At 67.2% G+C, this 22030-nt stretch carries 19 protein-coding genes; 8 read left to right on the forward strand and 11 right to left on the reverse strand.

Translation table 11 applies throughout. The features are described from left to right. From BMZ21_RS06455 to BMZ21_RS06470, 4 genes are read right to left on the reverse strand one after another with little or no spacing between them, the layout of a single operon-like run. A complete protein-coding gene (locus BMZ21_RS06455; protein ID WP_091831055.1) occupies positions 1–789 on the reverse strand; it encodes an ABC transporter permease in 789 nt (262 codons plus the stop codon). After that, positions 786–1688 carry an ABC transporter permease gene (locus tag BMZ21_RS06460; protein ID WP_244543729.1) on the reverse strand — a complete coding sequence of 301 codons (903 nt, stop codon included), beginning with the start codon at positions 1686–1688 and terminating at the stop codon, positions 786–788. The genes BMZ21_RS06455 and BMZ21_RS06460 overlap by 4 nt, the downstream gene beginning before the upstream one ends. Further along, positions 1685–2860, reverse strand: coding sequence for an ABC transporter ATP-binding protein (locus tag BMZ21_RS06465; RefSeq protein WP_091831057.1), 1176 nt, complete (start codon positions 2858–2860; stop codon positions 1685–1687). Before BMZ21_RS06465 ends, BMZ21_RS06460 begins: the two co-directional genes overlap by 4 nt. Beyond that, positions 2857–3948, reverse strand: coding sequence for a polyamine ABC transporter substrate-binding protein (locus BMZ21_RS06470; protein ID WP_091831059.1), 1092 nt, complete (start codon positions 3946–3948; stop codon positions 2857–2859). Before BMZ21_RS06470 ends, BMZ21_RS06465 begins: the two co-directional genes overlap by 4 nt. A gap of 152 nt (positions 3949–4100) precedes the next feature. On the opposite strand from BMZ21_RS06470, the gene BMZ21_RS06475 reads away from it, so the two are divergent. After that, positions 4101–4832 carry a DUF3750 domain-containing protein gene (locus BMZ21_RS06475; protein WP_091831061.1) on the forward strand — a complete coding sequence of 244 codons (732 nt, stop codon included), beginning with the start codon at positions 4101–4103 and terminating at the stop codon, positions 4830–4832. Between the two features lie 172 nt (positions 4833–5004). Here BMZ21_RS06475 and BMZ21_RS06480 read toward each other — a convergent pair whose 3' ends face one another. Further along, the gene (locus tag BMZ21_RS06480; RefSeq protein WP_091831063.1) at positions 5005–5847 is read right to left on the reverse strand and encodes a lytic transglycosylase domain-containing protein; all 843 of its coding nucleotides are present in this window, start codon (positions 5845–5847) and stop codon (positions 5005–5007) included. Between the two features lie 103 nt (positions 5848–5950). Then, on the reverse strand, positions 5951–7240 hold the full coding sequence (locus tag BMZ21_RS06485) for a cystathionine gamma-synthase family protein (RefSeq protein WP_091831066.1): 1290 nt from the start codon (positions 7238–7240) through the stop codon (positions 5951–5953). 139 nt (positions 7241–7379) lie between these two features. On the opposite strand from BMZ21_RS06485, the gene BMZ21_RS06490 reads away from it, so the two are divergent. Together BMZ21_RS06490 and BMZ21_RS06495 are read left to right on the forward strand one after the other, a co-directional pair. Beyond that, complete coding sequence (locus BMZ21_RS06490; RefSeq protein ID WP_091831068.1) at positions 7380–7838, forward strand: Lrp/AsnC family transcriptional regulator; 459 nt, start codon at positions 7380–7382, stop codon at positions 7836–7838. Between the two features lie 144 nt (positions 7839–7982). Beyond that, complete coding sequence (locus BMZ21_RS06495) at positions 7983–10415, forward strand: penicillin acylase family protein (protein WP_091831070.1); 2433 nt, start codon at positions 7983–7985, stop codon at positions 10413–10415. Positions 10416–10454: 39 nt separating this feature from the next. Here BMZ21_RS06495 and BMZ21_RS06500 read toward each other — a convergent pair whose 3' ends face one another. Together BMZ21_RS06500 and BMZ21_RS06505 are read right to left on the reverse strand one after the other, a co-directional pair. Beyond that, a complete protein-coding gene (locus BMZ21_RS06500) occupies positions 10455–11456 on the reverse strand; it encodes an alpha/beta hydrolase (RefSeq protein WP_091831072.1) in 1002 nt (333 codons plus the stop codon). A gap of 82 nt (positions 11457–11538) precedes the next feature. Further along, positions 11539–12645, reverse strand: coding sequence for an alpha/beta hydrolase (locus tag BMZ21_RS06505; RefSeq protein ID WP_167561557.1), 1107 nt, complete (start codon positions 12643–12645; stop codon positions 11539–11541). A 128-nt stretch (positions 12646–12773) separates the two neighbouring features. Here BMZ21_RS06505 and meaB point away from each other — a divergent pair, with 128 nt between their 5' ends. Both meaB and BMZ21_RS06515 read left to right on the forward strand, forming a co-directional pair. After that, positions 12774–13748: a methylmalonyl Co-A mutase-associated GTPase MeaB gene (meaB, locus tag BMZ21_RS06510; protein ID WP_091831077.1), complete on the forward strand. Its 975-nt coding sequence runs from the start codon at positions 12774–12776 to the stop codon at positions 13746–13748. Between the two features lie 64 nt (positions 13749–13812). Beyond that, on the forward strand, positions 13813–15189 hold the full coding sequence (locus BMZ21_RS06515; RefSeq protein ID WP_167561558.1) for a TIGR03808 family TAT-translocated repetitive protein: 1377 nt from the start codon (positions 13813–13815) through the stop codon (positions 15187–15189). Here the strand turns inward: BMZ21_RS06515 and BMZ21_RS06520 are convergent. Together BMZ21_RS06520 and BMZ21_RS06525 are read right to left on the reverse strand one after the other, a co-directional pair. Continuing rightward, the gene (locus tag BMZ21_RS06520) at positions 15182–16861 is read right to left on the reverse strand and encodes a SulP family inorganic anion transporter (protein ID WP_091831081.1); all 1680 of its coding nucleotides are present in this window, start codon (positions 16859–16861) and stop codon (positions 15182–15184) included. The genes BMZ21_RS06515 and BMZ21_RS06520 overlap by 8 nt on opposite strands. Positions 16862–16912: 51 nt before the next feature. Further along, positions 16913–17926: an asparaginase gene (locus BMZ21_RS06525; protein ID WP_091831083.1), complete on the reverse strand. Its 1014-nt coding sequence runs from the start codon at positions 17924–17926 to the stop codon at positions 16913–16915. A gap of 144 nt (positions 17927–18070) precedes the next feature. Between BMZ21_RS06525 and BMZ21_RS06530 the strand changes: the two genes are divergently transcribed. Further along, positions 18071–18898, forward strand: a complete 828-nt coding sequence (locus tag BMZ21_RS06530; RefSeq protein ID WP_091831085.1) for an alpha/beta hydrolase — start codon at positions 18071–18073, stop codon at positions 18896–18898. A gap of 51 nt (positions 18899–18949) precedes the next feature. Next, on the forward strand, positions 18950–19186 hold the full coding sequence (locus BMZ21_RS06535; protein WP_038361355.1) for an Lrp/AsnC ligand binding domain-containing protein: 237 nt from the start codon (positions 18950–18952) through the stop codon (positions 19184–19186). Positions 19187–19189: 3 nt separating this feature from the next. Here the strand turns inward: BMZ21_RS06535 and BMZ21_RS06540 are convergent, their stop codons facing one another. After that, positions 19190–20146 carry a LysR substrate-binding domain-containing protein gene (locus BMZ21_RS06540; RefSeq protein WP_167561559.1) on the reverse strand — a complete coding sequence of 319 codons (957 nt, stop codon included), beginning with the start codon at positions 20144–20146 and terminating at the stop codon, positions 19190–19192. Positions 20147–20348: 202 nt separating this feature from the next. Between BMZ21_RS06540 and BMZ21_RS06545 the strand changes: the two genes are divergently transcribed. Next, positions 20349–21950, forward strand: a complete 1602-nt coding sequence (locus tag BMZ21_RS06545; protein WP_091831089.1) for an ABC transporter substrate-binding protein — start codon at positions 20349–20351, stop codon at positions 21948–21950. Positions 21951–22030: the final 80 nt, after the last annotated feature.

The raw sequence follows: 22030 nt of genomic DNA on the forward strand, positions 1-22030 counted from the left end.
TCACCGCCCGGCCAGTGCGTCCCGCTTCATCAGCAGGGAGGCGCCGATCACCGCGACCGCCACCGCCGCGATCATGATCGTGCAGGCGGCGTTGATCTCGGGCGTCACTCCGAGGCGGATCGCCGAATAGAGCCGCATCGGCAGCGTCGTCGCGCCCGGCCCGGTAGTGAAGCTCGCAATGACGAGATCGTCGAGCGAGAGCGTGAAGGCCAGCATCCAGGCAGCGGCGACTGCCGGCCAGATCAGCGGCAGCGTCACGGTCCGGAACGTTTCCGTCGGCGTGGCGCCGAGATCACGCGCAGCTTCTTCCAGAGAGCGGTCGAAGCCGGCAAGCCGCGCCTGCACGACGATACAGGCGAAGCCCAGGCTGAAGGTCGCGTGAGCGATGACGACGGTCCAGTAACCGCGCTCGACATCGCCGGCGACGAAGAGCAACAGCAGCGACAGGCCGGTGATCACTTCGGGCATGACCAATGGCGCCATCACCATGCCGGAGAAGAGCATGCGCCCCGCGAAGACCCGGTAGCGCGCCAGCGCCAGCGCCGCCAGCGTCCCGAGGACTGTCGCCAGAGTCGCCGAGACCAGCGCGACGCGGATCGTCAGCCAGGCCGCGTCGAGCAAGGGTTCGTTGCGCAGTAGCGCGCCATACCAATGCGTCGAGAAGCCGCCCCAGACCGTCACCAGCCGCGAGGCGTTGAAGGAATAGGCGATCAGCGCGACGATTGGCAGATAGAGAAAGGCGAAGCCGGCGACGAGCGCGGCGAGATGGAGGGCTCCAAAGCGCCTCATCGGGTCGCTCCGCGCGCCCGCTGCAGCAGCATCAGCGGCAGGACGAGGACGACGAGCAGTACGATCGCCACCGCCGAAGCCAGCGGCCAGTCGCGGTTGGAGAAGAACTCGTTCCAGAGCACCTTGCCGACCATCAGTGTGTCGGAGCCCCCGAGCAGATCGGGGATGACGAACTCGCCGATCGCCGGGATGAAGACCAAAGCCGAGCCGGCGAGGATGCCGGGGATCGAGAGCGGCAGGGTCACGGTCAGGAAAGTGGTCAGCGGCTTCGCGCCGAGATCGGAGGCCGCTTCCAGCAAGGTGCCGTCGAGCTTCTGCAACGCCCCGAACAGCGGCAGCACCATGAAGGGCAGGTAGGAATAGACCATGCCGATCAGCACCGCGGCGTCGGTGTTGAGCAGGCGCACCGGCTCGGAGGTCAGCCCGATGCCCATCAGCGCCATGTCGAGCAGGCCATCCGGCCTGAGGATGCCAATCCACGCGTAGACGCGGATCAGGAACGAGGTCCAGAACGGCAGGATGACGAGGACGAGCAACATGCCCTGCCAGCGCTTGGGAGCAAGCGCCATCGCATAGGCGAGCGGATAGCCGATCGCGAGCGCGATCAGCGTCGTCAGCGCCGCGATGCGCAGCGAGGAGAGATAGCTCTGCCAGTACAGCGGGTCGTCGCCGAGCAGGCGGAAGTTCTCGAGATCGAGCGCGCCAAGGAACTCGCCGAGCTGGCCGATGCCGGGGAAATGCGGCGCATAGGGCGGCTGGTCGGTCGCGGCGTCCGACAGCGCGATCCGGAGCACGATGACGAAAGGCGCCAGGAAGAAGGCGATGAGCCAGAGATAGGGAATGGCCGCGACCAGCAGGCCGCGCCCCGTTCCGCTGGCTCGGGGGACCGGCGTGCTCACGACACCAGCACCATGCCGGCCTCGACGTCCCAGGAGAGCCAGACCTTGTCTTCCCAGGCGAAGGGCCGCTCGATCCGCCGCGTGCGGTTGGTGAGCGAGACCTTGAAGAGCTTGCCCTCGTCGCCACCGACCATGACCTGGACCATGGTCATGTCGCCGAGATAGCCGATATCCCAGATCTCGCCGGCGACCTTGTTGACGCCCTGCGCAGGCTCGTCGTGGCTGAGCGCGATCTTCTCGGGGCGCAGGCCGACGGTGAGCGCATCGCCAGGCCGGCAGCTCGGCGCATCCTCGTCGAGCTCGATCACCCCGGCAGGACCGCTCTCCAGCGTGACGAGATCGCCCGCGACCGAGGTCACTCTGCCCTCAATCAGATTGATGTCGCCGACGAACTCGGCGACGAAGCGGCTGGAAGGCGCCTCGTAGATCAGGTCGGGCGGCGCGATCTGCAGCAACCGGCCATGGTCCATCACCGCCATGCGGTCGGCCATGGTCATGGCCTCGTCCTGGTCGTGGGTGACGACCATGAAGGTCAGGCCGAGATCGGCCTGCAGGTCCATCAGCTCGTATTGCGTCTCTTCGCGCAGCTTCTTGTCGAGCGCGCCGAGCGGCTCGTCGAGCAGCAGCAGCTTGGGCTGCTTGACCAGGGCACGGGCGAGCGCGACGCGCTGGCGCTGGCCGCCGGAGAGCTGGTCCGGCCGGCGCTTCTCCATGCCCTTCAGGCGAACGCGCCCGAGCATGGCCTCGACCCGCGCAGCGATCTCGGCCTTGGGCAGGCCTTCACGCTTCAGCCCATAGGCGATGTTGTCACCGACGCTGAGATGCGGGAACAGCGCATAGGACTGGAACATCATGTTGACCGGCCGTTGGTGCGGCGGCACGGCGGTGATGTCGACGCCGTCGAGGAGAAGCTCGCCCTCGTCGGGCTGCTCGAAGCCGGCGAGCATGCGCATCAGCGTGGTCTTGCCGCAGCCAGACGGCCCCAGCAGCGCGAAGAACTCGCGCTGGTGGATCGCAAGCGAGAGCCGGTCGACCGCGGTCACCGTGCCGAAGCGCTTGGTGACGTTCCTGAACTCGACCAGCGGTTTCGCCGCCGGGTCGTTCCAGGGCTGGAAGTCGCGCCGGACGCTGCCCGGCGAGGCGCGCCTTCCCCCGGCCTCCGGCCTGTTCACCTGCCGCTCTTGACGCGGGTCCACAGCCGGTTGACCACCCGCTGCGTCTTCTGGTCGTAGGGCGTGATCGTGTAGAGGCGGCTCATCACCGCGTCGGTCGGATAGATGCCAGGATTGTCGCGAACCTCGGCCGAGAGCAGCGGCTTGGCCGCGAGATTGCCGTTGGCGTACTGGATGAAGTCCGAGTTCTTCGCCGCCATCTCCGGCCGGTTGACGAAGTCGATGAACTGCAGCGCCGCATCCTGGTTGCCGGCATCCTTCGGGATCACGAAAGAATCGAACCACATCAGCGCGCCTTCCTTCGGGATGACATAGCTGATCTCGACCTTGTTCTTGGCCTCGACCGCACGCTTCTTCGCCTGCAGCACGTCACCGGAATAGCCCACCGCCAGGCAGATATCGCCGTTGGCGAGCGCGTTGATGTACTCCGACGAATGGAACTTCTGGATGTGCGGGCGGATCTTGCGCAGCAACTCGCCGGCTTTTTCGAGATCGGCCTCCTTCTTCGAATCGGGGTCGAGCCCGAGATAGCGCAGCGCCGCCGGGAACATCTCCTCGACCGCGTCGAGCACATGCACCCCGCAATTGGAGAGCTTCTTCAGCTTCTCCGGATCGAAGACGATGCTCCAGCTGTCGATGACGGCGTCGTTGCCGAGCCGTTCCTTCACCTTGGCGACGTTGTAGCCGATCCCGGTGGTGCCCCACATGTAGTTTACGGCGAACTTGTTGCCGGGATCGTATTTGGCCAGACGCTGCTTGATCTCCGGCCAGGCGTGCTTGAGGTTCGGCACCTTGGCGGTGTCGATCGGCGTATAGAGTCCGATCGGAATATGGCGTGGCAGGAAGGAAGCGGTGACGACGACGAGGTCGTAGCCGGTCTTGCCGGCAAGCAGCTTGGTCTCGACCGTCTCCATCTGGTCGAAGGTGTCGTAGACGACGGTGATGCCGGTCTCTTTCTTGAAGGCGTCGAGCACCTCCGGATTGACGTAGTCCGACCAGTTGAAGATGCGCAGTTCCTTGTCCTGCGCCCTAGCCGGGCTGGCCGCCAGAACGAGCCCGAAAGCCACCGCAGCGGCCACTCTATGCATAACCGACGTCAACGTGCGCAATCTGCCCCTCCTTTGATTTCGCGGCTGCACGCTAGCAGCTTGCGACGAAGCCTCAACCTCGATTTCGTGATCGGTGACGCGCCGTCGCGCCTTGTTGCGGCCCCGCCTCGCCCCCTATTTTCAGCAGAAGAATGATCCGGCGCTTTTTCCTCTTTTTCGCGGTCTTCTTCCTCCTGCCGCTCGGCACGCATGCCGCCTGGTGGCAATGGCAGTCGCGCGCGCCCGACTGGGCCCGCGCCGACTGGTCGAGTGCAGCGCTCCTGCCCGCCCCCGCCATCGCGCCCGAAGCGACTGTCCACATCTTCGCCGCCCGCGTCGGACGCTGGCGCGGCGTCTTCGCCCATCACTCCTGGGTCGTGGTCAAGGAGAAGAACGCCCCTGCCTATACCCGCTTCGACGTCGTGGGCTGGGGCAACCCGGTGCGCGTCAATGTCCGCGTCGCCGATGGACGCTGGTACGGCAATGTCCCGGAGCTGGTCGGCGAGATCAAAGGGCAGGCAGCCGAGGCGCTGATCCCGCGCATCCGCGACGCCGTGAAGAGCTATAGCTACAGCGAGTATGGTTCCTATGCCGCCTGGCCTGGGCCGAACTCGAACAGCTTCGTCCAGCACATCCTTTCCGAAGTGCCGGAGCTTGGCCGTGCCCTGCCGCCGACCGCGATCGGCAAGGACTGGCGCGAAGGCGGCCTCTATGCCGGCCTCACGCCGAGCAGGACCGGACTGCAGGCCTCGCTCTACGGGCTAGCGGGCGTCACCTTCGGCTGGGTCGAGGGCGTCGAGATCAACCTGCTTGGGCTGGTGGCGGGCTTCGACCTGCAGCGGCCAGCGCTCAAGCTGCCGGGCTGGGGCCGGGTGGGGTTATAGTGTCCCTCGCACAGCGGCTTCGCGATTCAAACGCGAGTCGTCCCGGGCGACCGAAGGGAGACCCGGGACCCATTCCGGAACCTTTCCGATCGAGCTTCAGGAATGGATCCCGGATCGGCGCCGCTGCGCGGCTTGTCCGGGATGACCAATACCGAAGGCCGCAGCAGATCGTTTAGTTCCGCAGCACCAGGCAGGCCCCGCCCGCCTGCCGCAACCGATTGCAGGCCAAAGTCGCTTCGCGCAGGCTCTGCGCCGGCAGCCTGACGCGATAGAAGCGGCCCCTGCCCCGGCCCGGCACGGCCGAGCCCAGGATCATGGTGGGCTTGCCTGACAGCAGCGAAGCGAAGCGCGCGGCGACACGCTGATAGGAGGCGATGGCGCGCGCCTTCGAGGTGTTGCCGGCGAGTTGCACACCGAACGGCCCATAGGCGCCCTCGACCAGCACGGCCGGCGCGGTGATGCGAATCGAGGCGACCGTGGCGAGGCAATCGGTCTCCTCGCGCGTCGCCGGCGGCGGCGTTTCGCCTGCGCCCAATCGCCATTCCTCGACAGGGCGGCCGGTGATGAAACGGACATAGGCCTGCGTCTCGTAAGGCAACATGCCACCACGCTCGACCCAGCGCGCGACACGGTTCGGCCCGCCGTTGTAGGCGGCAGCGGCGAGGCCGAGATTGCCGAACTGGTTCTTCAACGCCGCGAGGAAGGCGGCCGAATGGGGGATCGCGGCCTCGGGGTCGAACGGGTCGGCAAGGCCGCGCTCATTCGCCGTGCCCGGCATGAACTGGGCGATGCCCTGCGCCCCGGCCGGGCTGACGACGTTCGGCCGGAAACTGCTCTCGCGCCAGATCAGGCGCGTGAAGAAGGCGACCGGCAGGCCATGCGTCTTCGCGGCGCCTTCGATCAGGCGGCAGATGGTCTGGGCCACACTCTCGGTCTGCGGCTCGGCCAAAGCCGGGCCGCCGAGCAGCGTGGCGGCGAGCGCCGCGACGAGGATGCGGCGCCGCCCTGCCCTCACGCGGCGTCGAGAGCATTGCGCGAAAAAGTGGAAACCGGTTTTTCGCAAGAGCAATGCTCTGAGCTTTGGAAACGATCACGTTTTTCGCATTTTGACTATTCCGTCAAAATGCGACGTGATCGAGCGCCTGGGCGAGATCCGAGATCAGGTCCTCGATATTCTCGATGCCGACCGAGATGCGGATCAGCGCGTCGGTGAGGCCGATCTCCTCGCGCAGTTCGCGGGCGACGCCGGAATGGGTCATGGCGGCGGGATGCGAGACCAGCGTCTCGGTGCCCCCTAAGCTGACCGCGAGCTTCATGATCTGCAGGTTATCGAGCACGGCGAAGGCTTCCTTCTCGCCACCCTTGACGTCGAAGGCGAAGGTCGAGCCTGGCTGGGTGCATTGCCGGTCGAACACGGCCTTGCGCGGGTCGCCCTCAGCGAGATCGCCGAGATAATGGACCTTGGCGATCTTCGGATGCTTGCGCAGATAGTCGGCGACCTTGCGGCCATTCTCGTTGGCGCGATGCATGCGGATGTCGAGCGTCTCGAGCGAGCGCATCAGCATCCAGCAGGAGTTCGGATCGAGCTGCGTGCCGAGCGAGCCGCGCCAGCTCTTCACCTGCCGCACCAGCGCCTTCGAGCCGCTGATCGAGCCGCCGACGAGATCGCTGTGGCCGCCGACATATTTGGTCAGCGAGAGCAAAGTGAGGTCGGCGCCGTGCTTCAGCGGCTTCTGGAAGATCGGCCCGAGCATGGTGTTGTCGACCACGACCGGCGGGCGATGGCCCTGGCTCTTTTCCAACTCGTCGGCGATGGCCTTGCAGGCCGAGAGGTCGACGAGGCCGTTGGTCGGGTTGGCCGGGGTCTCGACCAGGATCATCGCGACGCGGCCCTTGGCGGCGGCGTCCTGCGCGACCTTGCGCATCTGGGCGACATCGACGCCGTCGGTGAAGCCGAAGGGCGTGACGCCGAAGGCGCCCATCTGGTTCTTCAGCAGCGTCTCGGTGCCGCCATAGAGCGGGCGGCTGTGGACGATGGTGTCGCCGGGGCGCAGGAAGGCGAAACAGGTCGTCGCGATCGCCGCCATGCCGCTGGCGAAGACGGCGCAGGCCTCGGCCTCGTCCCAGATCGCCAGGCGATCCTCGAGGATCTCCATGTTGGGATGGTTGAAGCGCGAATAGACCAGGCCCGACTTCTCGCCCGGCTTGAGCTGGCGGCGGCCGGCGGTCAGGTCGAAGAAGTCCTTGCCCTGCTGGGCGTTCTCGAAAACGAAGGTCGAGGTCAGGAAGACCGGCGGCTTGAGCGCGCCTTCCGACATGGCCGGCGAATAGCCATAGCCCATCATCAGGGTCTCGGGATGGAGCCGACGATTGGCGATCCGGTCCTTGTGGTAGTTGTCGTCGCTCATGACTTACCTCCTGCCCGGCCAGCTCGGCCCCGCGACGCGAGCCTAGGACGATCCTAAGGCCATTGCATGAACGATCATCCGTGCTCTAGAGCAAGATTTTGCAGCTTCCTGCTCGATAGATCACCAGGAGGAGCAGAACATGCTCGATACGATCGACCGCCGCATGCTCCACCTCCTGCAGGAGGATGGCCGCATCACCAATCAGGACCTGTCGGAGAAGGTCGGCCTGTCGCCGACGCCCTGCCTGCGCCGCCTGAAGCGGCTGGAAGAGACCGGCGTCATCAAGGGCTATTCGGCGATCGTCGATCCCAAGGCCTATGGCCTGCCCTTCAGCGTCTTCGTCTCGGTCCGGCTCAGCCAGCAGAACACCGAGCAGATCGCCGAGTTCGAGAAGGCGGTCGAGAACTGGCCCGAGGTGGCGGAGTGCTATCTGATGACCGGCTCGCAGGATTACCTGCTGCGCGTGCTGACCGATGGCATCGAGGGCTATGAGCGCTTCCTCAAGCAGAAGATGACACGGCTGAAATGCGTCCAGTCGGTCGAATCCAATTTCGCCCTGGCGACGATCAAGAAGCGGGTCGGCCTGCCGCCGCTCTAGCTGGGCACGCGCAAGGAACGATCCACACCGCATGCCGGCGCGGCAGAACCGCCATGTGGTCATGGGCGATGGCTGGCGTCCGCTCCGCCCCTAAGCTCCCCCGGCAAGGCCCGTCGCCAAAGACGGGCCGCACGGAGGAACACCATGAGCAGAGCAGATCGCGCCCACGGCGCAGCGTCGCTGTTTGCCATTGCCGCCGTCACCATCGCCGGATGCCTGCCCGCGAAGGCCGAGCTGACCAGCGCCGTGAAGCGCTCCGAACAGACGGTCGCCGGGCTGCAGGGGCCGGCCGAGCTGATCCTCGATCAATGGGGCGTGGCGCATATCTACGCTGCCTCGTCCCGCGATGCCCTCTTCCTGCAAGGCTACAACGCGGCGCGCGACCGGCTCTGGCAGATCGATCTCTGGCGCAAGCGCGGGCTCGGGCTGCTGGCCAAGGATTTCGGCCCGTCCTATGTCGCGCAGGACCGTGCCGCCCGGCTCTTCCTCTATCGCGGCGAGATGGACAAGGAATGGGCGGCCTACGGGCCCGACGCCAAGGCCTATACCGACGCCTTCGTCGCCGGCATCAATGCCCGCGTCGACGAGGTGCGAGCCGGCAAGCAGCCGTTGCCGCTTGATTTCCGCGTCGCCGGCACCTTGCCGGATCGCTGGAGCGCCGAGGACGTCGTGCGCATCCGCAGCCATGGCCTGACCCGCAATGTGCTATCCGAGGTGGTGCGGGCTCGCGTCGCCTGCGCCGCCGGCATCGAGGCCGACCGCTTCCGGCGCGTGCTGGAACCGAGCGTGAAGACCACGGTGCCCGATGGGCTCGATCCCTGCGCGATCAAGCCTGATATCCTCGACGACTACAATCTGGCGACCCGCGACGTCACCTTCGCCGCGCCCGGCCAGAAGCGCGCCGCGCTCGACCGCGACGCCATCTTCGCCGCAGCCGGAGACAGCGTCTCGACCATCGGCTCGAACAACTGGACGATCGCCGCCAGCCGCACCGCGACCGGCCGGCCGATCCTGGCCAACGATCCGCACCGCGCCCATGGGGTGCCGTCGCTGCGCTATGTCGTGCATCTCAACGCGCCGGGTCTTTCGGTGATCGGCGCTGGCGAGCCGGCCCTGCCCGGCATCTCGATCGGCCACAACGGCGAGATCGCCTTCGGCCTGACGATCTTCGCGATCGATCAGGAGGACCTCTACGTCTACGAGACCAACCCGGCCAATCCGAACCAGTACCGCTATGGCAGTGGCTGGGAGGAGATGAAGACGGTTAATGAGACGATCGAGGTCAAGGGCGAAGCGCCGCGCCAGATCGAGCTCAAATTCACCCGCCACGGCCCGGTCATGAAGGCCGAGCCCGAGGAGAAACGTGCCTTCGCCATCCGCACGGTCTGGTTCGAGCCGGGAACCTCGGCCTATTTCAACTCGGCCGAATACATGACGGCGAAGGACTGGCCTGGCTTCAAGAAGGCGATGGCCGAATGGGGCGCGCCCTCCGAGAACCAGGTCTATGCCGACAACAAGGGCAATATCGGCTGGATCGTCGGCGGGCGCGCGCCGCAGCGGCCGAACCATGACGGCCTGATGCCGGTGCCCGGCGACGGACGCTATGAATGGACAGGCTTCCTCAAGGCCGGCGAACTGCCCGAGGTCTTCAACCCGACCGAGGGCTTCTTCGCCACCGCCAACGAGATGAATATCCCGAAGGATCATCCGCTGCTCGCCAAGCGCATCGGCTACGAATGGTCCGATCCCTCGCGGATCAACCGGATCAAGGCCGTGCTCGGCACCAAAGACAAGGTGACGCTCGCCGACGCGATGGCCCTGCAGAACGACGACAATTCGGAGAATGCCCGCAAGCTCGCCGTCCTGCTGGCGCCGCTGTCATCGGACGATCCCGTCACAGCCGAAGGCCTGAAGCTGATCAAAGGCTGGAACCAGGCGATCGCGGTCGACAGCGCGGCTGCTGCTTTGTCCGAGGTCTGGATGAGCAAGCATCTCGGGCGCGCCCTAACGGTCAAGGCAGTACCTGAGAAGGCGCGCAGCGTCATTGGCCCGCTCGATGTCGCGGCGGTGGTCGCTTATCTCGAAGCGCCCGACAACGCGCTCGGCGCCGAGCCGAAGGCAGCGCGCAATGCCTTGCTGCTCGAGACGCTGAAAGCGGCAATGGAGGAGTTGCGGCAGACGCTCGGCCCGGACACGGCGACATGGAACTGGGGCAAGATTCACCACGCCCAGTTCGATCATGCCCTGTCGCCGCTCGCCGGCGGCCCGGATCGGGCACAGCTCAATGTCGGCCGGCTCGCCATGGGCGGCTCGGCCTTCAGCCCGCGCGCGGCCTCATACCGCATCTCCGACTTCAGGGTGATCGCAGGCGCCTCGTTCCGCATGGTGCTGGATGTCGGCAACTGGGACGACAGCCGCTTCATCAATACGCCGGGCCAGTCGGGCGACGCCTACAGCCCGCACTATCGCGATCTCGCCCCGCTCTGGGCAGCCGGCGATTATGCGCCGCTGCTCTATTCGCGCGAGGCGATCGAAAAGGCGGCGCGCTCGGTCATCGCGCTCAAGCCGGCCGGCTGACGCGGCAAGACCCGGGGACGGAGGCTCCCGCCTCCGTTCTCAGGAGCGCGCCCGGTCGATGGCGCGGCGTACGACCTGCGTCACTTCGCTGTTCGACAGGAAGAGGTCGTGGCGCAGCAGGCTCCAGCCGCGGCCGGCCGTGTCGGCGACGCGCACGCCGAGCTGCTCCAGCCGCTCGCGATCGGCGGCGCCGGCGCGGGCGACGCCGCCGGCGATGCGCGAGGAGATCGCCAGCGCCTTGTCGCCGGGATCGATGATCACGGTCATGCGCTGGGCGATCGGCCCGAGCCGCGGCACGGTCTGCTCGAAAGCGTCGATGTCGACATCGGGCGAGGCCAGCACGACGGCCCCGATCCGGTCGGACAGCCCCTCGAAATCACGCAGCTCGCGCAGACCTTCCATAGTCAGGAAGCTGCCCATCGAATGCGCGACGATATTGATCCGCCCGATCGTCGGGTTGGCGACCAGCGCCTTCAGCGTCTGGACGAAGCCGTCACGCGACCAGAGCGCGCTTTCGCGATCATAGGCATAGGCGAGCAGGCCGCCGCCGGACGGCCAGGTGAACAGCGCCGTGCGCCCCTCGAAGGCGAGCGCATGCGAAAGCTGGCCGGCGCTGCGTGCGGCCGATTCGAAGGTCTCGTTGAAGCCGTGGACGTAGAGCAGCACGTCGCGGCCGGTCGCAGCGTCCGAGAAGGCGCGGGCGGCATCGCTCGCGCTGCGCCGGGTCACGCCGAGCACGGCCCAGTCACCGCTGACGACGGAGCTCACCTGCGCAGCGACGCCGCGGCCCGGCGCCGACAGCCTGACCTCGGCGAAGGTCAGCCCGGTGCCGCGCTCCGAGCCGAAATAGGGTGCGCGGTCGCCCATCGGCTTGCGCGTGGTCGCAACCAGAAGCTGCGGCTCCTTTCCGAAGCTGGACGAATCCGCCGGCCCGACGAAAGGCGAGACGGAGGCTTCGCTCTGCGCGCAACCGGCCAGTCCCGCCCCGAGCAGGGCGACGAAGGAGCGGCGTGAAACGGCGTGTCGCGAAGGCGAGGTCACTGGCGAGGTCCAGGATTGGGGGCGTGCGGACCTTCTGGCCGCCAACCCTTAAGGCCTGATCAACGCGGCCAGAATTGGGCAGTCATTTGTCGCGCGCGGCGAAGGATGGCGAGGCCTTTGAGTCGAGCCCAAGCATGCTGCCGCTCGTGCTGCCATCCAGTCCATCGGCGCCGAGCCGCTGTCCGATCATTTGCACGACGCGGGGCGACGTCGCGAACTTGCCGTGATTGTAGTCGTCGCTGCTGCGGTCTTTCGAGAGATCGATGATCGTCGCCCCGGCCTTGCGCAGATCGGCGACGACGTCGGTATCCTTCTCCGAGATCGCCCCGAGCCTGGCCTTGTCCCCGGCGAACTGGCGCGAGAAGTCGAGCGCGCGATCGTCCGAGGAGACGAAGACGGTCACCGGCCGCCTGATCGCGGCGAGCTGGGTCTTGAACACGTCGAGATCGATGTCGGGCGCCGCAAGCATGACGTTGCGCAGCTTGCCGCCGAAGCTGCCGTCGCCGCGGATCGCCGCCTGGCGCAGGGTCTCGGCCGTCAGCAGCGTCCCCATCGAATGCGCGAGGATGTCGAAACGATTGGCGCCGAGGTCACGAGCGATCACGCGCAGGCCGGTCTCGAGCGCATCGCGCGAGAAGTCGGCGCTGTCGCGATCATAGGGATAGGCGAGCACCCGGGCACGCGAAGGCCAGGTAAACAGCACCGGCACGCCCTTGAAGCCGGAATCGGTGACGATCTGGGCGAAGCGAAATGCGGCGTCGGCGAAATTGGTGTTGAAGCCGTGGACGAAGACCAGCACCTCGCGCTCGCTTGGCGGGCGCCGGGCGACCTCCGCCCGCACCTGCTTCAGGATTTCCGGCTCGGTCAGCCGCTCGACGGCGCTGACGGTGAAATGGCTGGCGGGATCACCGGCGCTGGTGACGCTGCCCGGCAACTCGACCTGGCCGACCTGATGGGCGCGCGGAACGCTGATATCGAGCCGGGCGAAGCCGACCGAAGGGCTGCGCTCCCCGCTGAAATATTCGGGCTGCCCGGTCGTGGCGCGCGAGGTCGCGACGAAGATGCGGACCGTACCGACGGTGTCCTCGGGCTTCGCCGCCGAAACCACCAGAACACGCGGCGGGCCACCGCAGGCGGCGAGCACGAGCGACAACAGTGAGACGAGAACGACAAACCGCAAACCGGACACGCGACAGGCTCTCCGCACCCCGCGGGACTCGTCTCACCCTCCTCGCCGCTTGGCAAGAGTGGGGATGACGGCCTGGGCCGCCGAAAGCCTCGCTTCCGTTGCGGGCGCTCGCTTGCTACCAGCGGGGCATGGTCGATCTCACGGCGCTCGGCGATGCGATTCTCAAGGGCGAGCGCGCCGCGCTGGCACGGGCGATCACGCTCGCGGAAAGCCGGCGCGCCGACCATCGCGAACAGGCGCAAGCCCTGCTCTCGCGCCTGCTGCCACATACGGGCAAAGCGATCAGGGTCGGCATCACCGGCGTGCCTGGCGTCGGCAAGTCGACGACGATCGACGCGCTCGGCAGCTATCTGACCGGCCAGGGCCATAAGGTCGCGGTGCTCGCGGTCGATCCGTCATCGACACGCAGCGGCGGCTCGATCCTCGGCGACAAGACCCGGATGGCCCAGCTCGCCATCGACCCGAACGCCTATATCCGCCCCTCGCCCTCCTCCGGGACGCTGGGCGGCGTCGCAGCCAAGACGCGCGAGACCATGCTGCTCTGCGAAGCCGCCGGCTTCGACGTCATCCTGGTCGAGACGGTCGGCGTCGGCCAGTCGGAGACGGCGGTGGCCGACCTCACCGATTTCTTCCTGGTGCTGATGCTGCCCAATGCCGGCGACGAATTGCAGGGCATCAAGAAGGGCATCATCGAGCTCGCCGACATGCTGGCGGTCAACAAGGCCGATGGCGAGGGCGCGACCGCCGCGCGCGCCGCAGCGGCGCAATACAAGGCAGCGCTGCACATCCTCGCGCCGACCTCGCCGCTCTGGTCGACGCCGGTGGTGACGATCTCCGGCCTGACCGGCGCCGGGCTCGATGCGCTCTGGGCCAAGATCGAGGAGCACCGCGCCCGTTTCGAGGCCAAGGGGCTGATCGCGGAGAAGCGCCGGCGGCAGGACGTCAAATGGATGTGGGCGATGGTGCAGGACCGGCTGCAAGCCAAGCTCCGGCACGATCCGGCGCTGAAGGCGCGCACGCCAAAGCTGGAAGCGGCCGTCGCCGCCGGCGAGATGGCGCCGACCGCCGCCGCCGCCGAGATCGCCGGAGCGCTCGGCCTGTAATCGGCAGTCGTGCCAGAGGTCCCGGCATGCCTCTTGAAGGCTCTGCGGCATGATGGAGACTTCGATGACGCTTTCGCGCCGCGACTGGCTGCGGACGGCCCTTTTCGGCACGGTCGCGGTCTCCGCTGGTCCCGTGCTGGCACAGGCGCCGCGCCCGAGCACGCCAGCTCCGCTCGGCATGCTCGGGCTCGAGGCGGCACAGTTCGGCTTGCGCCCCGGCTCCGCCGAGGATCAGTCGCGTGCCCTCCAGGCCGCGCTGGTCGAGGCGGTGAAGCGCGATGCGCCGCTGATCGTCGCGCCCGGCCGCTATCGCATCGCCAATGTCGTACTGCCGGAGAATGCCCGGGTGATCGGCGTTCCCGGCGCGACGCAATTCATCGCGGCGCAGGCCGGGCCGATGCTGGTGGCGCGGCGGATCAAGCGGGCCGCCATCGCCGGCATCATGCTGGACGGGCTCGACATCAAGCTTGGCCAGCGCATCGGCCTGCTCAATGCCGAGGAGGTGCTCGATCTCGCGCTGTCCGACTGCGAGTTCGCCAATGCCGGCTCGGTCGGGCTGACGCTCAATCGCACGGCCGGGCGCATCGAGCGCAACCGCTTCCGCTCGATGCGGGATTCGGCGCTGTTCTCGCTCGATTCGCGCGGGCTCGCGATCGAGGCCAACATGGTCGAGGATTGCGGCAACAACGGCATCCAGCTCTGGCGCAGCCAGGCCGGGGACGATCAGAGCCTCGTTCGCGGCAACCGACTCAACCGCATCCGCAGCGATGCCGGCGGCGACGGGCCGAACGGCAACGGCATCAGCCTCTTCCGCGCCGGCGGCGTCGTGATCGAAGGCAATACGCTGCGCGACTGCGCGCTGACCTTCATCCGCAACAATTCCGGCTCGAACGTGCAGATTCTCGGCAATCAGGGCCGGCGCTGCGGCGAAACGGCGCTCTACTCGGAATTTGCCTTCGAGGGCGCGATCATCGCCAACAACCTGATCGAGGACTGCGCACAGGGCGCGAGCGTCACCAATCTCGACCATGGTGGGCGGCTCGCGGTCGTTGCCAACAACATCATCCGCAACGCCCAGAAGGGGCTGGCGCCGAAGGGCAAGGAGCCCGTCGGCGGCTCGGGCCTGCATGTCGAGGCCGAGGCGGCCGTCACCGGCAACGTCATCGAGAACGCCAGCGATGTCGGCATAACGCTCGGCTGGTCCTGGGCGATGCGCAACCTCGTCGCGACCGGCAATGTCGTCCGGCGAACCGGCATCGGCATCTCGGTTTCGCTCGTCCCCAAGGAGCGCAATGCGCTGATCGCCAACAATGTGATCAGCGAGGCGAAGCTCGGCGCGGTCGTCGGCACCGAATTCGGCAAGGCGGTGACCGGCGACCTGACCAAGGGCGAGGACAAGCGCGCCGCCGGCATCCGGGTCGAGGGCAATTCGGTCAGCTGACGCTCGCGGCCCGCATCGGCCCAAGCGCCCTCACCGCCTCCTCCACGCTGTGGAATACGTGCTCCGCCCCGATCTCGGCGGTCACGCCGAAATCCAGCAAGGCCTGGAGCGCGCGCACCGACTCGGCCCGGGCGATGGCGAAGGTTCCGCCCTGCGTCCGGCAGGCCGCCGCCACGGCCAACAAGCCTTGCGCCGCCGTATAATCGATGGCCGGGATGCCGCCAGCATCGAGGACGAGCAAGGTCGGCCTGCGCTCGGCCAGCAGCGCCAGCACGCCGCGCCGGAAGATCTCGGCATTGGCAAAGAGCAGCGGCGCCGGGAAGGCGATCACGAGCACACCATCGACCTGCTCGCCCTGGTGGCCGGGCTCAGGCGGCCACCAGATCGTCGTGCCGGGGATGCGCAACTGCTCGATCGGCTCGCTGCGCGTCGTCATCCAGACCCCGTGCAGCAGCGACAGGCCGATCCCGACGGCGACGCCCGTCTCGACAGGCAGCCAGACGATCGCGATGGCCGTGAGCACGACGAGCGCAAATTCGGAGCGGGACTGACCGGCGATCCGCCGGATGACCTCCACCCGGACGATGCGCTGCGCCACGAAGAGCAGCACGCCGGCCAGCGCCGCCACCGGCACCTGTGCCAGAAGCGAACCGCCCGCGACCGCAAGCGCCAGCACGATCAGCGCCGCCGTCGCCGCAGCGAGCTGCGAGCGCCCGCCGCTTTCGGCCACCACCGCCGTCCTTGGCGGGCTCGCATTGACCGGAAAGGTGCTGGCCAGCCCGGCGAAGAGGTTCGCGGCGCCAAGGCCGATGAAATCGCGGTCGACCTTCGGCTCGGCACCATCCGGATCGCGAAAGGAGCGGCTGACGGTGGCCGTCTGCATCATCACCACCAGCGCGATGACCAGGGCGAGTGGAACGAGGCTGCGAATATCGGCCCAGTCGAGTTCGGGTGGCGCCAAGCTCGGCCAGCCCGCGGGCAAGGCGCCGAGCACCGCGACGCCGTGCGTCTCCAGCCGAAAGAGTACAACCGCCGCCGTTGCTCCCGCCAGCGCCAACAGCGCCCCTGGCACGCGTGGCGCGAGGCGCTCGCACAGATCTACGATTGCGAATGTCGCGACACCGATCGCCAGCGAGATCGGGTTGATTCCGCCAAGTCCGCGCCAGAGGGCGGCGAACTGCTCGGCGATGTGATGGCCGCCGCCGGGAATGCCGAGCAGGCCGGGGAGCTGTGATACGGCGATGTGGACGGCGATGCCGGCGAGGAAGCCTGTCAGCACCGGCACGGACAACAGATCCGCGATCCAGCCGAGCCGGAGCAGGCCGGCGACGACGAGCGACAATCCGACGAGGAGCGCGAGCAGGGTCGCGGAACCCGCCGGCATCACGCCGCCCGCCGCCAGTGCCGCGAGCCCGCTGACGAAGATCGGCGTGATCGTCGAATCGGCGCCGGCCGTCAGCAGGCGGCTTGCGCCGAACACGACGAAGCCCAATGTTGCCGCGACGAAGGCATAGAAGCCGACCTGCGGCTCGAAACCGCCGAGCCGCGCCGTCGCCATCTGCTCGGGGATGGTGATCGCCGCCAGCGTCAGCCCGGCCAGCAGGTCGCGGCTGAAGGCGCTGGCGCGGCCGGGCGCAGAAGCATTCTCATCTGGCGTTGGAGCAGGCGGCATCGCGCGGGACCGGAAGCGGGCGGCGACCCTCGCGCCGGCACGCCTTCGCCGTCAAGCACGCGACCGCAGCGCCTCCGCAGCACGGACACGACCCACCTCGATGCCGTTCCAGTTCTTCATGACGGTCTCGCGGAACGGCGCAAAGGCTGCTTCGTCATTGCCTTGCCGCGGCAGGAAGCGCTCGACCAGCGCGGCCATCGCGATCTCGGTGGCGCGGCCGGCGCCGTCATCGCATTTCAGCGCGATGCCGTAGCCGAGCTCGGGCAGCGTGCCGCAATAAACGCCTTCGGCCCCGGTCTTGATGAAGGCGCGAGCGCCGAAGACTTCCATGAAGCGGGTGTCGAAGCGTCCGGTGCCGGCGACCATGAACGGGTTGGCGGCGACCGCCTCGCGGATGCGCCGCGCCGCCTCGGCCCGCCTGGGGCCGAAGCCATTGCCGGTGCCGAAGCGGGCGAAGCCGAGCGCCAGCGCCTTCAGCGGCACGGCATAGGTCGGGATCGAGCAGCCATCTGTGCCGGAGAGCTCGGCCTTGTGCGCGGCGCCGGTCACCTCCTCCAGCGCGGCGCGAACCGCCTGCTGCACCTTATGGCCCGCTTTGACATAGCCGGCCGGTTCCTCGTCGAGGCCGCATGACAGGCAGATGAAGCCGGCATGCTTGCCGGAGCAGTTGTTGTTGAGCGCGCTCGGCTCGCGCCCCGCCTGGGCGAGCGCTCGCGCAGCCGCCTCGCCCATCGGCCAATGCGCACCGCATTCCAGGCAGCCCGCGTCGCGGCCGGCCTTCTTCAGCATCGCCAACGAGGTTTCGGCATGGCGCTCCTCGCCGGAATGCGAAGACACCGCGAGGGCGATCTCGGCCGGGGTCAGGCCGTAACGGTCGGCGGCGCCGCTCTCAAGCAGCGGCAGGGCCTGCAGCGCCTTCACCGCCGAGCGCGGAAAGACGGGATGCTCGACGTCGCCCAGCGAGAAGACCACCGCCCCGTCGGCATCGACGACGATCGCCGCGCCGCGGTGGCGCGATTCGACCGTGCTGCCACGGGTGACTTCGGCGAGAACGGGATTGTCCATGGTGGGCTCCGGCGCGATCGAGGCTGCGTCTTGTCGCGTTTGTCGCAGCCCCTGTCAAAAGACCTCGACCGGCCGGGTGCGCATGGCGCAAACTGGTTCCAAACCGAGCCGCCAGCTCCGGCCGCGGCACAGCAAGATCAGGACATGATGTCAGTCGATTACGAGACCGAATACAACAACCGCGGCCGTGTTCCCGAGCACCCCGGCATCATCGCCGGCTGGGCCCGCGACGCCGCCGCCTATCGCGAGGTCGCAGTCAGCGAGCGCGGCGTCCGCTATGGCGAGGGCCCGCGCCAGACCTACGACCTGTTCAAGCCGGAAGACGTGAAGAGCCAGGCGATCGTGCTCTTCATCCATGGCGGCTACTGGCAGGCGCTCGATCCGAGCCACTTCTCGCACATGGCGCGCGGATTGAACCTGCTCGGTGTCCCCGTCGCGGTCGTTGGCTACGACCTCTGCCCGCAGGTCGAGGTCGGCCATATCGTCTGGGAGCTGCAGCAGGCTGCCGCGACGATCTGGCTGCGCTACAATTTGCCGGTGGTCGCGGTGGGGCATTCGGCCGGTGGCCAGCTTTCCGCCTGCCTGCTGGCGACGGGCTGGAAGAATGTCGATCCGATGCTTCCCGAACAGATCGTGCCGGCTGCCTACGGCATCTCCGGCCTCTACAATCTGAAGCCGCTGACGGAGACCAGCATCAACAAGGCGCTCGGGCTGACGCTGGAGGGCGCCGAGCGCGAAAGCCCGCTGTTCTGGCCGGCGCCGTCCGGGCTCGTCATGGACGCGGTCGTCGGCGGGACCGAGAGCGCCGAATACCTCAGGCAGAGCCGGAGGTTGACCGATATCTGGGGCCTGGAAGGCGTGCGCACGCGCTATGAGGAGATCGACGGCGCCAACCATTTCACGGTGATTGCCGGCCTCGCCGATCCTGACAGCGCCATGACGCGCCGCATCGCCGAACTCGCAGGCGCTTGACCCGATCGCAGCAGGCACTATCCAGAGGCGACAGGATTCCGGAGCCAAGCGATGCAGACCTTCTTCGTCGAGATCAAATGCAAGCTCGGCAAGACCTATGAGGTCGCCAGCGAACTCGCGGACCGCGAGATCGCCTCGGAGATCTACTCGACCGCCGGCAATTACGACATCCTCGCCAAGTTCCATGTCGCGGCCGACGTCGATATCGGCCATTTTGTCGCCCAGAAGGTCCAGTCGATCCCCGAGATCGCCGACACCCACACGATCATCACCTTCAAGGCGTTCTGAGCGCTACCTGATCGGCATGGTCAGGCCGTCCTCCGGCTGCATCGCGATCAGCAGATCGGCAAAGCGGCGCGCCGCCGGCGCGACCGAGCCGGCGGATGGAAACAGCAGCATCGTGCGATAGGCGATCGCCGGCGCGAAGCGGCGGGCGACCAGCCCGCACAGGCCGCCGAGCGTCAGTGGAAACGGGTTCAGCAAGGCAAGGCCGACGCGCTGCCTGACCATCTCCGCGACGAAAACAGCCGCCGTCCCCTCTCCGACCAAACGGAGCGCCACGCCGGCATCGGCAAAAGCCTGCTCCACCTTGATGCGCTCGGGAAAGCGCCGCGCCAGGGCGATGATCGGCTCGTCGGCAAGGTCTTGCGGGCTCAGCACCTCGCGATCCGCGAGCGGGTGCTCCTCCGGCATCAGGACATGCGCGACGGCCTCGCGGATCGCTTCGCCGTGGATGCCGATATGCGAGGCCGACATGTCGACCAATCCCAGGTCGACCGCCCGGTCGGCAACTTGGGAGATCACTGTCGAGCTGGTGTCGATCTCGACATTCGCCACGACATCGGGCTCCTGCCGGCGGAATTCCGCCAGAACCGGCGGCAGGACGAACTGAGCCAGGGTCGGCGGGGTCGCGATGCGCAACACGCTGGCCTGGACGGCTTGCCCGGGCCAGCTGTTCAGCCTTTCGAGCGCCGCGAAGATCGGCTGCGCCTCTGCGTCGAGCGCAAAGGCATCTGCAGTGGGCACAAGCCTGCCGCCTTCGCGCGCGAACAGCGGGCGGCCGACATGGGCTTCCAGCGCGGCGAGCGCCCGCGACACGGCAGGCTGCGAAATCCCGAGCATCTGCGCTGCCGCCACCGTCTTGCGGGTGGCGATCATCGCCTGCAGCACTTCGAGTTCGCGCAGGCTCGGAGGACGGCGCCCGCTGGTCGATGCCGGCGGGCGGGCGGATCTTGCCGTGCTCGCCATGGTCCTGCCCACCCTATCCGCGCCTCGCATCCATCTATGCAGTCAGATTATATATTTCCACAAGCCGTATAATTTACAGGTATAAGAAATCGTTCTACAAACCCGGCCGGGCGAGAAGAGGGGCAGACCGGCCAATCCGGCGACTCGCCACCCGCGGCTCAGTTGTTAAAGATGGCGCCCCACAGCCATCGGGAGGTTCGGAATGAAAACGTTCAGCGCCAAGGGGCTGAAAGCTCTCAAGCTCGCCATTGTGGCAGCTCCGGTCATCGGCATCGCCGGCATCGCATCGGCTCAGGAGCTCAAGATCGGCCTGTCGGCCGAGCTCAGCTCGCTCGACCCGCACTACCATAACCTCACCCCCAACAACATGCTGGCGCGGCACATCTACGAGCCGCTGGTCGGGCAGGACGAGAAGCAGCAGCTGAAGCCGGGGCTCGCCGAGAGCTGGAAGGCGATCGACGACACGACCTGGGAATTCAAGCTCCGCAAGAACGTCACGTTCCATGACGGCTCGCCGTTCACGGCGGACGACGTGATCGCCACCATGCAGCGTGCGCCGAACGTGCCGAAGAGCCCGTCGAGCTTCAACGCCTATGTCCGCGGCAAGGAATTCACCAAGGTCGACGACCACACCATCCGGATCAAGACCACGGAGCCGGCTCCGCTGGTCCCGACCGACCTCTCGACCTTCGGCGTCATCTCGGCCAAGTGCAAGGACACGACCACAGAGGACTTCAACCTCGGCAAATGCGCCGCCGGCGGCACCGGCCCGTATAAGCAGGCCGAGTATGTCGCGGGCGACCGCGTCATGCTGACCCCTAACGAGACCTACTGGGGCGGCAAGGAGCCGTGGTCGAAGGTCACCTTCCGGATGATCACCTCGGCGCCGACCCGCGTCGCGGCGCTGCTCGCCGGCGATCTCGACGTGATCGAGAACGTGCCGACCTCGGACGTCGCCCGCCTCAAGGGCGACGCCAAGCTCAACGTCTCGAGCACGGTCTCGAACCGGGTGATCTATTTCCACATGGATCACTTCCGCGAGGTCTCGCCCTTCATCAAGGGCAAGGACGGCTCGGAGATCAAGAACCCGCTGCGCAACCTCAAGGTCCGCCAGGCGCTGTCGATGGCGATCAACCGCCCGGGCATCGTCGAGCGCATCATGGAGAAGGAGGCGATTCCCGCCGGCCAGCTCCTGCCCGACGGCTTCTTCGGCACCTCCAAGAAGCTGAAGCCGGTCGCCTTCGACCTCAACGGCGCCAAGAAGCTGCTCGCGGAGGCCGGTTACCCGAACGGCTTCAAGATGAAGCTGCACGGGCCGACCAACCGCTATCTCAACGACACCAAGATCATCGAAGCCGTCGCGCAGATGTTCTCGCGCCTCGGCATCGAGACCGAGGTCGAGACGCTGCCGTCGGCGAACTTCTTCACCCGCGCCTCGCAGGGCGGCCAGGGCAATGTGCCCGAGTTCTCCTTCATCCTGGTCGGCTGGGGCGCCGGCACCGGTGAATCCTCGGATTCGCTGAAGGCGCTGCTCGCCACCTTCGATCCGAAGAAGGGCATGGGCGCGACCAATCGCGGTCGCTACTCCAACCCGGCCTTCGACGCCAAGCTGGACGAGGCCCTGCGCACCGTCGACGACGCCAAGCGCGACGCCGCTCTGGCGGAGGCGATGGAGATCAGCATGAACGATGTCGGCCTGATCCCGACGCATTACCAGCTGAACACCTGGGCCTCGCGCAAGGGCGTCAAGGTGCAGGCCCGCACCGACGAGTACACGCTCGCGACCGGCATTCGTAAGGACTGACCGGGCCCGTTGATCCGGTCCGGACCGGCTTGAAGCCCGATCCGGACCGCGCGACACTCTTTTCTTGTTGAAATGCGAAG

It is taken from the genome of Allobosea lupini (assembly GCF_900109525.1).
Lineage (GTDB): Bacteria > Pseudomonadota > Alphaproteobacteria > Rhizobiales > Beijerinckiaceae > Allobosea > Allobosea lupini.